The 11,311-nt window shown below is 36.8% G+C and carries 10 protein-coding genes, 5 pseudogenes and 1 riboswitch; of the genes and pseudogenes, 8 read left to right on the top strand and 7 right to left on the bottom strand.

What is annotated here, in order from left to right; all coding sequences use genetic code 11:
* Positions 1-31: 31 nt before the first annotated feature.
* Positions 32-1,120 carry a glycine cleavage system aminomethyltransferase GcvT gene (gene gcvT / locus MAQA_RS09110; RefSeq protein WP_077913604.1) on the bottom strand — a complete coding sequence of 363 codons (1,089 nt, stop codon included), beginning with the start codon at positions 1,118-1,120 and terminating at the stop codon, positions 32-34.
* 82 nt (positions 1,121-1,202) lie between these two features.
* Positions 1,203-1,293: riboswitch (glycine riboswitch) on the bottom strand.
* Between the two features lie 352 nt (positions 1,294-1,645).
* Here gcvT and comGA point away from each other — a divergent pair.
* The 6 genes and pseudogenes from comGA (at position 1,646) to comGF (ending at position 5,136) form a co-directional block, all read left to right on the top strand.
* A pseudogene (gene comGA, locus MAQA_RS09105) lies at positions 1,646-2,657 on the top strand (competence type IV pilus ATPase ComGA).
* Positions 2,644-3,675 carry a competence type IV pilus assembly protein ComGB gene (gene comGB / locus MAQA_RS09100; protein ID WP_036073313.1) on the top strand — a complete coding sequence of 344 codons (1,032 nt, stop codon included), beginning with the start codon at positions 2,644-2,646 and terminating at the stop codon, positions 3,673-3,675. Before comGA ends, comGB begins: the two are co-directional and overlap by 14 nt.
* A 17-nt stretch (positions 3,676-3,692) precedes the next feature.
* Positions 3,693-4,005, top strand: a pseudogene (gene comGC, locus MAQA_RS09095) (competence type IV pilus major pilin ComGC).
* Positions 3,995-4,429, top strand: a complete 435-nt coding sequence (comGD, locus tag MAQA_RS09090) for a competence type IV pilus minor pilin ComGD (protein WP_052008555.1) — start codon at positions 3,995-3,997, stop codon at positions 4,427-4,429. The pseudogene comGC and the gene comGD overlap by 11 nt, the downstream one beginning before the upstream one ends.
* Positions 4,416-4,703 carry a hypothetical protein gene (locus tag MAQA_RS14570; protein WP_036073308.1) on the top strand — a complete coding sequence of 96 codons (288 nt, stop codon included), beginning with the start codon at positions 4,416-4,418 and terminating at the stop codon, positions 4,701-4,703. The genes comGD and MAQA_RS14570 overlap by 14 nt, the downstream gene beginning before the upstream one ends.
* The gene (gene comGF, locus MAQA_RS09080; RefSeq protein WP_036073305.1) at positions 4,663-5,136 is read left to right on the top strand and encodes a competence type IV pilus minor pilin ComGF; all 474 of its coding nucleotides are present in this window, start codon (positions 4,663-4,665) and stop codon (positions 5,134-5,136) included. Before MAQA_RS14570 ends, comGF begins: the two co-directional genes overlap by 41 nt.
* A 192-nt stretch (positions 5,137-5,328) precedes the next feature.
* On the opposite strand, the pseudogene MAQA_RS16425 reads toward comGF, so the two are convergent.
* From MAQA_RS16425 to rpmG, 6 genes and pseudogenes are all read right to left on the bottom strand, one after another.
* Positions 5,329-6,212: pseudogene (locus tag MAQA_RS16425) on the bottom strand (YqgU-like beta propeller domain-containing protein).
* Between the two features lie 327 nt (positions 6,213-6,539).
* Entirely contained in the window at positions 6,540-7,520 is a 981-nt protein-coding gene (locus MAQA_RS09070) for an ROK family glucokinase (protein WP_036073303.1), read from the bottom strand.
* On the bottom strand, positions 7,495-7,755 hold the full coding sequence (locus tag MAQA_RS09065) for a YqgQ family protein (protein ID WP_052008552.1): 261 nt from the start codon (positions 7,753-7,755) through the stop codon (positions 7,495-7,497). Before MAQA_RS09065 ends, MAQA_RS09070 begins: the two co-directional genes overlap by 26 nt.
* Positions 7,752-9,313, bottom strand: a pseudogene (locus MAQA_RS09060) (rhomboid family intramembrane serine protease). The gene MAQA_RS09065 and the pseudogene MAQA_RS09060 overlap by 4 nt, the downstream one beginning before the upstream one ends.
* Before the next feature lie 115 nt (positions 9,314-9,428).
* Positions 9,429-9,968: a 5-formyltetrahydrofolate cyclo-ligase gene (locus MAQA_RS09055; RefSeq protein ID WP_036073300.1), complete on the bottom strand. Its 540-nt coding sequence runs from the start codon at positions 9,966-9,968 to the stop codon at positions 9,429-9,431.
* A gap of 48 nt (positions 9,969-10,016) precedes the next feature.
* Positions 10,017-10,166, bottom strand: coding sequence for a 50S ribosomal protein L33 (rpmG, locus tag MAQA_RS09050; RefSeq protein ID WP_003719608.1), 150 nt, complete (start codon positions 10,164-10,166; stop codon positions 10,017-10,019).
* A 196-nt stretch (positions 10,167-10,362) separates the two neighbouring features.
* On the opposite strand from rpmG, the gene MAQA_RS09045 reads away from it, so the two are divergent.
* Entirely contained in the window at positions 10,363-10,746 is a 384-nt protein-coding gene (locus MAQA_RS09045; protein WP_036073297.1) for a hypothetical protein, read from the top strand.
* Between the two features lie 46 nt (positions 10,747-10,792).
* Positions 10,793-11,277: pseudogene (locus tag MAQA_RS16420) on the top strand (endolytic transglycosylase MltG).
* Positions 11,278-11,311: the final 34 nt, after the last annotated feature.

The following is an 11,311-nucleotide window of genomic DNA, read 5'->3' as shown; positions in this document are numbered from 1 at the left end:
TCCTTCCTCCTTTTCATTGCATAACTACTCCCTAGTTCTCACGTTTGTAAAATGGTGTTTCAACAACTTTTGCTTGAAGCTTTTTATTTCTAACCTCAACTTCAACGACTTGTCCCACATTCGCAAATTCTGTTTTCACAAGTACAAGCCCAAGGTTTTTACCAAGAGTGGGTGACTGCGTCCCCGATGTAACTTCTCCAATTTCGCGACCATCCACAAAAACTTCATACCCGGTACGCGGAATGCCGCGATCGATCATTTCGATGCCGACTACTTTACGCGGAATGCCTTCTTCTTTTTGTTTAATTAGTGCTTCTTTTCCAATAAAGTCAGCTTCTTTTTTCAATTTCACCGCAAAGTTAAGACCTGCTTCTAGCGGCGTGATATCTTTCGAAAGTTCTTGACCATAAAGTGCAAAATTTGCTTCAAAACGAAGTGTATCACGTGCACCCAGCCCAATCGGTTTTACTCCTGCTTGAAGAAGTGCTTCGAAAACATCTGCCACATCCTGGGCTTTTGTATAAATTTCAAATCCATCTTCCCCTGTATAACCAGTACGTGAAACAAGTGCCGATTTCCCAGCTACTTGCACATTTTCTTTAAACCCAAAAAATGGGATGGCAGATAAATCTGTATCTGTAAGTGTTGCTAGCAATTTTTCAGCTTCAGGACCTTGAACAGCCAGCTGTCCGTACTCACTAGAAACATTGGAAACTTTCACATCTTCTGTTACATGATCTTTTAACCAGTTAAAATCTTTCTCAGTATTTGCAGCGTTTACGACAAGCAAATATTTTTCATCTGAAAATTTATAAGCTACTAAATCATCCACTGTGCCCCCCGTTTCGTAGCAAACAATATTATATTGTGCACGTCCAGCTTTTAGCTTCGAAACGTTGTTAGTAAGCACTTTATCAAGATATTCAGTACTTTCTTTACCTTCTACTAAGATTTCCCCCATGTGTGAAACATCAAAAACGCCAGCATGTGTTCGAACTGCTTCATGCTCCTCTTTAATCCCTGAAAACTGAACGGGCAAGTCCCATCCCCCAAAATCAATTGTTTTTGCTCCGTATTTCGCGTAAAGCGGGTGAAGCGGTGTTTTTAAAAGCTCTGTCAACATGAAAACCTCCTCTTGAATTTGTGCATAGGAAAAAGGCTTACCAACAATAAGCCCTGTCGCAAATTCCACTCCAGAGTTGCGTCCTGTAAACATCCTTTTGCCTGAGAGTTTCACATAGTCTATGCTTTCCCCGTCGGCGCTGTTCAAACAGTCTCTCCGTTTACATTCAACCGCTTTTTTCTATGTACCCTTTCCTTTTCTCTAGCTTACCATGACACAGATTGTTCGGCAAATGATAAGTTTTTACGGATATATCACAAATCATCTTCTTTAATGTTCGTAATGAAAAGGCTTAACTTTATTATTTTTTACAAAACGTCCGTATTGTTTATTTTTTCACAATCTTTTTTACGAACAAAAAAAATTTTTTTCTAGGATTTTCTTAAGAAATCGTACTAAATAAATATTAAAAAATTCTTATTCCTCATGAACTTAGAAAATACACTGTGTTTTTTCTGATTTTGCTAAAAGAGGGATTGGATTAAACTTGGCGAACAAGAAAGCAAGGAGGTGAGATAAATCTTGCCAAAACAAATTTTAGCAAACCTACTTCAACAAGCACTTTATTTAAACTCAAGTGATATTCATATTCATCCTGCTCAAACAGGGTCACTTATCCGCTTGCGCATTTCTGGGGAACTTTATCCCTTCAAAGTTTTAAATAACAGTGAAACTGAGAAACTGATCTTATTCCTAAAATTTCAATCCGGTCTTGATATCGGAGAAAAGCGATTACCACAGTCTGGAAGCTTTGAAAGCCAAGTCGGAGATGAAAAAATAGCTCTACGCGTTTCAACGCTCCCTCACGTCAATGCTAACGAAGGACTAGTCATCCGCCTTTTTCGGTTCAATCACTTTATTCCATTTCTAAAGTCCTCTATTTTTTCGAACGAGTCAAGCCAAATTTTAAAATGCTGCCATAATAAGACAGGACTTTTTTTATTTTCTGGGAGCACTGGAAGCGGAAAGTCTTCTTCTATGTATGGTCTAGCTGAATTATTTTTAGCTGAAAAGTTACAAAGTATCGTCACAATTGAAGACCCAGTTGAGCATTTAAACGGAAATTTTTTGCAAATTGCTGTTAATGAAAAAGCTGGTCTCACTTATAGCGAATTGATTCGCGCTGTTTTACGTCATGACCCAGATATTCTCATTGTAGGCGAAATTCGCGATCAAGAAACCGCTGCAATTGTGCTTCGAGCTGCCTTAACTGGACATCTTGTTTTGAGTACGGTTCACGCAGATAGCTTAGCTGGTATTTTGACACGACTCCAAGAATTTGGTCTTCCAGAAAGCTATCTCACTCAAGCTTTACTTGGAATCAGTCACCAAGTTCTTAAACCTCTATACTGTCCGCTATGCTATGGAACGTGCTCTCTATTTTGCACGCACCTAAAGGAAAAACGAACCGTCCTTTATGAACAAGCCACTCGAAAAGAGACAATCCATTCACTTTTTTTTAGATAAAAATTGCGTAGATGGCCACAGTATTGAAAAACAAATTCAGAAAGGAAAATATTATGGCTTTTTTTAATCAGCGACAACTTGAGCAAGACGGAGATTTTTTGGCACGGATCGCCACACTACTCGAACAAGGCTTTTCTATTGAAACTGCGATTTCATACCTTACTATCTCTAGTCCCAAACAAGCCAAACGGTATTCAACCGTACTCCATCATTTACAAGAAGGAAATTCATTTCAAGAAGCGTTGAAACAAGCAGGATTTCCTAATTTTATATTTGCTCCTATTTATTATGCAGCTGAGCACGGTTATTTCACAAAAACACTTGCAGAATGTGGAAAACTTTTAAGAAAAAGAGCAGAACAAGAAAAGACACTTAAAAAGACTTTTCAGTATCCCTTGATTCTCTTTGTAACTGTCATCGTAGTTTTTTTCTTATTACGTGTTTTTCTATTGCCAAAGTTTGATTTATTGTTTAGCCAAATTAGCGATCAAAAGAATCTCTCCACAACTTTTGTCTTTTTCTTGCTTAAACAGCTTCCGTTAATTTTATTTTCCCTTGTCATGTTGATTTTCCTTACTGCCCTTTTTGTTATGAGAAGAAGCAAGCGGCAAACCGCATTTGAACGTGCTAAAGCTTTTGCTCGGATTCCGATTTTTTCAAGCTTCATACGAATCCACTATTCGCAACTTTTTGCTAGAGAATGTGGTTATTTATTAAAAAGCGGCTTATCCGTTCAAAAAACACTAACTCTTTTTGTAAGTCCAGACGCCCCTTCCTTTTTTCAAGAAATCGGGAAAAGGTTAGTTACAAGCATTGAAAAGGGGCTTCCTTTTGCGACTTCTGTTTCTAAATTAAAACTTTTTGAATCAGAACTCATCGCCATCATCCAACACGGTGAACAAAACGCTACCATTGCAGATGAACTACTATTTTATTACGAACTTTGCTATCAAAAATCCATTGCCAAAACGGAGAAGTTATTCGGATACATTCAGCCATTTGCTTTTTTAGTTATCGGTATTTTGATCATTTCGATCTATTTATCAATTCTCTTTCCAATGTTTAACATGGTCGATCAAATTTAATAAGGAGTGTATCTATAATGAAAATAAACTGGCGAGATGAGCGTGGCTTTACTTTAGTTGAAATGCTTGTAGTTCTGCTTGTTGTGAGTGTTTTGCTTCTTTTAATTATTCCGAACCTCACAAAGCAAAGCAAGTCGATCAATGACAAGGGCTGTAGTGCTTTTATTTCAATGGTGGAAACACAAGTACAAGCTTATGAACTCGAATATCATAACGTGCCTTCTTTTAATGATCTTTTAAGTAAAGGATTTCTCTCAAACAAACAAAAAAAAATGTCCAAATGGAAACTCAGTAACTATCGATAGTAGCGGAAATGTCCATGAAAAATAGTCGAATAAAGAAGAATGGTTTTACACTTGCAGAAATGCTTCTCGTGCTCGCCATTTTTCTTTTGCTAGTTAATCTTTCAGTCCCTCTTTCACTTAGCACACTCAGGAAAATCGAAGAAAAACAGTTCTTTCAAATTTTAACAGCAGATATTTACCTTGCTCAATCCGAAGCATTACTTCAACTTAATGAGCCCGTTGAACTTCACTTCAAGCAAGACCAACTCGTGATTCAAAGAATAAACAAGCGAGAATTAATCGAGCACTATCCAAAAAGCATACGTATTGAAAAAGAAGAAACTTTTAAATTTCTCCCCCAAACAGGAAATATCAATCGATTTCGCACAGTCAAGTGGAACGGAAAAAAGCGATCCTATAATCTTAAATTTCAAATCGGGAAAGGACGATTTCACATTGAAGAAAATTAATGGTTTCTCACTCATCGAAAGCCTCCTCTCTCTCAGCACACTACTCTTAATTTGCACCGTTTTATTTCCCTTTTTATGGAATTTAATTCAGCGATTAGATAGCGAACGTGAAACAACAATGCTCTATCAAAGAATGTATGATGAAGTGAAACTTTTTTCCAATCACCCAGAAAAAGTTCATTCAGCAAATGAAGAAATAGAAATAAAAGTTGCTAAAGGAGGTTGGGTTGTTTGTGGAAAAACAAAGCGTCAACAAATTTGTCTCCCCTTCTAGTCAAGTTATAGAAAATGGCTTTACTTTAATCGAAGCACTTTTATCCCTTTTAGCGGTTACTTCAATTTTCTCGCTTCTACCACTCGCCCTTCAAGTAGAACAAAAAATTATTCAAGCAAGCGAAGTGGCAACATCAACTGAATGGCACATTTTTCTAAAACAGCTTGAAGAAGAACGCAAAAATTATCCAATTTCCTCTGTCACGCCGGATGGTTTTTGTTTTATTAAAGATACAAAAGAAGTTTGCTATTCAAAATACCAATCCATTATTCGTAAGCAAGTTGAAGGCCGGGGACATGAACCCATTTTAACAGAAATTGAAGCTTTCCAAACTAAAGCATCAGCTAATTATTTGGAAATAACCGCAGTGTCTAAAGCTCATCATCTTTTTCAAACTAAAATCCCGCTTCAAGGAGATCAGAAAGATGAATAAAAACGGCTTTACTTTACTGGTTACACTTTGCTTACTTTCCTTAACTTTAATGACAGTGACGACTGTGACCATTCTTTTTGAAAGACAAATAACATTTGAAAAGAGTTGGCAAGATTACTACCGGTCTAAAATAAAAAAAAGAAACCTCCCTTGAATAGCTAGTAATGAGCTCAATTCAAGTGAGATATCTTTTTAATAGGTTTGATCGTCTTTCTTTATAAAATCCTCTACTTCTTTTTTCGAAAGACTAATTATTTTTTCATACTGATAACCATACAACAAATAATTACCATCCGGCGAACTTAAAAGCGGCTGATTGTCCAGCAACTCGAGAATTGTATGTTTCTTTCCAGTATTCGGATCAATTCGAACTAATTTATATTCACCTTGCACAGGACCGATTTCACGACTTTCGTATGGCTCAAAACTCACAAATTGCTTTCTTGAAAAATTCAAGTCAAAATATGGGATAAAAGTGCCCAGTTTATCATATTCACGTGGCATTTCATACTTTGAAATTGACTGAAAGCCACTGGAGCGAAAGTTATAAGTAACTTCCTCATCAGCCCCCCCTCTTCAATTGTTAATAAGAGGTTACGGTTAGTTGCAAATTCAAAGATATTTGCTGCAATTAAATCTTTTTCTGATTCCGAATGAATATTCTGCAGATATAAATTCCCAAGCTCACTTTGATCACTTTTTTGATTGGCTAAATATAAATTATCGCCATACCAAGAAACAAGGGCTGAGGGAAGCGAAACCGCCTGATAATTATCCTTTAGAAAATCATAAACATAAGCTGAATAAGAAAAATTCTGTTCATAAACAATAACCATAATTTTTTCTGGTGAATCCGGATTCCAGTGAAAATTGGCTGCCAAAGGCTGCATGGCATGACTTTTGATTTTTTGGCCAGACTCACTGTTATAAATCGTTAAAGCGACCTTATTTTCTATCGAAACGCCGTAAATGAAAAAGTATTGACGGTCAGGACTTATTTTGATTTCCGAAATAATATCTGTTGTTTCAAACAACACATCATTTTCACCAGTAAAAAGGTGATATTTAATCAGCATCGTCTTTTTTGCACTTTGTTTTTGAATTAAAACCGTATCATTCGACAGCCAACCTACAGCACGGATAAAACCATTTTTTTCTGCATCAATCGGTTTAATTGTTTTCGTTTCTTCCTTATTATCTTTATTGTCTTTTTGTTCTTTACCAGAACTGTTATCATCCTGCTTGCATCCGGAAAAGATGAAAAGAATGCCTAATAGCGAAATAAACAGCAACCAAAATGTTTTCCTTTTCATCTTTTTCCTCCATTCTGATTGTATTCATTTCTACCAATTACCCTTTTTGAAGTGAATCAAACCCAATAGAATAGAAGCTTGGACAAAAAATTAAAGACTTGTTTCTTCGTCTTTTGGAAGCGCAAGCCATGCTGCACCGATAACGCCTGCATCGTTTCCTCGTGTTGCAATAGACAATTTTGTAGATTCTAGTACCGTTGGAAATACCATTGTTTCAAAATAAGTTTTAACCGGCTGGAGCAAAGCATCCCCAGCAGCCGAAACGCCCCCACCAATAATGATCTTCTCAGGGTTTAGCATGTTTCCAATATGACTAAGTGCTAAGGCTAAATAAAATGAAATCCGGTCCACCACTACCTTTGCAAACGGATCGCCATCTTTCTCATAATCAAAAATTAATTTTGAACTGATTTTAGAATCCTTTTGAATTAAACGAACAAGCTTTGAATCACCTTTATATGTTTTAGCAAGATCTTTTGCGACACGCACAATGCCAGTAGCAGAAGCTACCGTCTCAAGACATCCCGTTTTTCCACAAGTACATGGATATCCATTTTCTGGAACAACAGTCACGTGGCCAATTTCGCCAGCTGCTCCTCTAACCCCGTGAAGAATCTTTCCTTCTGCGAAAATTCCACCACCAACGCCTGTACCAAGCGTGACAAAAACAACATTTGCTCCACCTTCACCAGCGCCTTTCCAGCGTTCACCAAGCGCTGCAACATTGGCATCGTTGTCAAGCTGAATAGAAAGTCCGGTAAGTCGTTCTAGTTCTTCTGAGACATTTTGTTCTTCAACCCAATTTAAATTATAGGCTCCTTTTACTGTTCCAGTTTCATAGTTCACTGTCCCAGGCGTTCCAACGCCAATTCCGTAAAATTCACTGTTATCCATTTGCAGTTCAGTTAACTTTTGGTTGACGCTGTCTCCAATCTCACGAACAATATGAGATCCCTTATCTTCTGTGTTCGTGCGGATGCTCCACTTCTCTTCAATTTCACCATCTTTTGTTAAAACCGCAATTTTTGCTGTTGTTCCACCAAGATCAACGCCAATCAATTTCTTTTCCATTTGCGACTTGCTCCTTTTTACTGCTCAAAGGCAGCTGTTTTTCTTTTTTTTCTTTGATCAATTCTTGCTTTAAAATACTTCGAGCCCTTGCATATATTTCTCTATCCAATAGTTGATGTTTAAACAACCCTGTAAGTTCATGTTCCATCATTTCAATATCATATTCGCGTTTTCCTAGATAGACAAAAATCCCATATTTTTTAAGTAACTGTTGGACATCGTACACTGAATTCATAGCGATCCCTCTGGTTTCTTTTGATTATTTTGCTGTAGTCCGTGAAATAAATCCTCATAAACCTTTTCAGGCGAAAGATTTTTTGCAATCTCCGCTTGCTTTAATGCCTCTTTCCGGTTTCCATCTTGTAAATAACAAATTGCAAGTATATAATGCGGCTGTGGCAATTGATTATTCACGCGAATAGCTTCTTTTCGCCTTTTCTTTTGCTATATTAAATTCTTTTTTTTTCGAGTGCTTGACCAGCCATAAGCGTGTACGAGTATTCATCAGCGCTGCGACTCTTTTCTAAGTAGCGGAAAAGCTTATCCGCTTCTTCTTGCTTATTTTGTTTTAAATAGTACTGCGCAATTCCATTGGCAGTTGCTGGATCAGTTGGCTCATCCGCACGGTCAAATCCCATGTACAGAAAAAGAGCCGTTAAAAGAAGCATAGCTGCACCATATAGTATTCGACGTAGATTAAAGTATTGATGCGGAACGGAAAAAGCACCTGCTAAAAAGAAGCCTCCAACAAGCCCGCCAACGTGACCTGCTAAATCAACACTTGGCATAAATAAATCGAGTACAAGATTTATAGCAACAAGAACAGCAATATTCACTCCTATTGTTTTCGCATATAAATGTGGTTTTAAAACAACGAGATAAAAGTAAACAACCAAAAAGTGCAAAAACAGCTGTGCTTGACCCCACTGATACGCTATTGTTCAGCGCAAAACTTGCAATATTTCCAGCAATTCCACCTAAAATAAGAATGAAAGCATAGCGAACTTTTCCATATAACCGTTCTGCCCATGGTCCAACAATATAAATCATTAAACAGTTCGCTGCAATATGCATGAGTCCTGCATGAAGAAAAATTGGTGAAATAAAACGCCACCACTCTCCTTCATAAATAAGTGGGTTGAATTTTGCTCCCCACTCTACAAGTGTATAAGTATTCAAAGAACTGTCTTTCAAAAACACCCAAATAAAGTATAATGCTTGCAGTAAAATGAAGCCATAAGTGACATACGGTTTCGATTTTCTTGTTTTCTGTTCTTCATCATTAACTTTTTTTTGTGATATACGTAATAACATTTTGCCGTTCATTCACGACTTGTTCCTCTGTTATATCTGATTCAGCCAGAAACGTTTCTTTTGGAATTGCAAGCTGCTCTTCAAGTGTGTTGAAATCTGTTTGAAGGCGTTCAGATGAAACAAGTAAGTTTTGAATGCTAATTTTTCCATTCTTATTTTTAGTTTGTTCATTAAATAACGTTTCCTCCCCAACTGGAGCAAACGGAGTAATATAAATATTTGCAACTTGAAGAAACGGAGCGCCTATTTGCTTCCGTAAATTTTCAGCTACATTAAATGTATGATTCATATCCCGTTCAACAACACTCGTCCATCCCATTTCACGGATTTGAATGCGTATTACTGGGCGTTTTTTTTTGACTGGGATTTTCTAACCACAATTCATGCTTTTCTTCGTGCAGATGAATCAAACGATAATTTTCCTGCTCTAAAAAGTAATTAGTCAATCGCCAGAAAATATAATTTTCTTGGAGACTCAAACAATTCCCTGCTTTCTATCTAAATTGCTGATTATATTTACTACTATACGCAAAAAAACAGGCGTTGTAAATAACGGGGCCTGTTTTTATGAAAATTTATCACAATCTCTATTCATCAAACAACTAAGACTTTTTGGACGGGAATATCATGATCTTCTATAACAAGTTCTTCATTGACTTGCTCGTAGAAAGCTAAGGAAATAGTATCCCCAAGAAAATCTGTCAAATATCGATCATAAAAGCCCCCACCAAAGCCAATTCGGTACCCTGCAGAATTAAAAACTACTCCAGGAACAATCAGCAAAGACAACTGATTTTTTGGAACTAGTTTGGCCTCTTCGCTCGGCTCAAAAAGATCAAATTTTTTCTTAATCAACTGATCTCCTTTTTTATACTCACGAAATTGCATTTTATGACCAGGATAAATCGTCTCAGGTATCGCCACTGTTTTATCACTTTGCCAAGCTCTCCGTATAATGGCTTCTGTTCCAATTTCAGGATAGCGGGCCAAAGTAACGCCAACGAAATGAGCGCGCTTCCATTCTTCAGTTTCAAAAAGAAGCTCAGCTAGTTTGGACGACTTTTCGTCATGCTCAGCTTTATCAAGCGACGCGAGCAGTGCCAGTGTCTTTTTTCTAAGCTTGTTTTTCTCCATTTTTCTGAAACCTCCTTAAAAAGAAAAAGCAACAGGAGAGTCTGCTGCTTATTTCGTTTCGCGGTGCAAAGTCACACGACGTAATCTTGGACAATATTTTTTTAGTTCAATACGTTCAGGATTTTCACGTTTATTTTTAGTCGTAATGTAGTTGCGATCGCCACATTCGGTGCATTCTAAAGTAATATTCACGCGCATTGTTTTCCCTCCAAATCTTTGCGAAAGAGTATTTTATAACCTGTATAATGATACCATCTTTCCTATATTTCCGCAAGGTTCGACAGCTCTTTTTCTTTTTTATTTTCTTTACAAATCGTAATATTCATAGCCAAGAGATAAGATTTTATGTTATAAATGTAAGTATAGGAATAGGGAAAAGAGGTGTTACTCCATAATGACAGTCGTAATCATAATCCTTCTGATTGCTGCAATAGCACTGTTTGTTCTTTCTTTTATGCAAAAAGATGAAAGCAAACAGATTGAAACAGAATTAGAAGAAGTCGCTTCACAGTTGATGCATGAAAATTATGAGCTTAAAAAGCGGGTCTCTCTACTTGAAAAAGCTATGAACTTATCAAGAGAACCAGTCGAACAAGCTGATAGTGAAGCAGAGGCAGAAACAGAAGCTGAAAACGTAAGTCCAAAAATGAAATCTTTACTTAAAAAACAAGTAATTACCCTTTATACAAGCGGGATTTCTGTGGATGAAATCGTTGAACAAGTTACTCTTCCAAAAGAAGAGATTGAACAAACTATTGAAGAATATTTGGAACATTAAAATCCATTTTGAATAGAGAAAATAAGACAGAAAGGAGTATTCCCTTTTGAAAAATAATTTGCGTATGATTGCGCTTGGATTGCTTATTTCAGCAGCGGTTCTATTCGTTTTTAATCAGTTCTTTTCTGTGGATTCCAATGCAGCTAAAGAAACTAAGAAAACAACGGCACCGAGTAAAAACAGCGAAGAAAACAGCGCAACTTGGAAATCAAAATACGAAAAATTGCTCGCTAAACAAGAGTTAGACAAAAACAATAAAGACGAAGCCAAGCGTCTTGAAGAACAGAAAAAAAGCTGAAGAAGAAAAGAAGAAAAACGAAGTTAAAAAACTACAAACTCGTAATCGCAAAAGGTGATCCCTCTTCAAAAGCAAGTGAAGATCTTGAAAAGAATGGGATTGTCAAAAACGCTTCCGATTTCGAAAAGTATTTAAAGCAAAATGATTATGAAAAATATATTCGTGATGGCTCTTATGATCTAAATAGTAAGATGAGTTACGAGGAAATTGCTAAAAAATTAGCTCATCAATAAAAAAAAAAGATTGTCCCTCTTATGTTAGGGACAA

It is taken from the genome of Listeria aquatica FSL S10-1188 (genome assembly GCF_000525795.1).
GTDB lineage: Bacteria > Bacillota > Bacilli > Lactobacillales > Listeriaceae > Listeria > Listeria aquatica.
The sequence above is the reverse complement of the archived record's forward strand: the minus strand, read 5'-3'. Positions and strand labels throughout refer to the sequence as shown.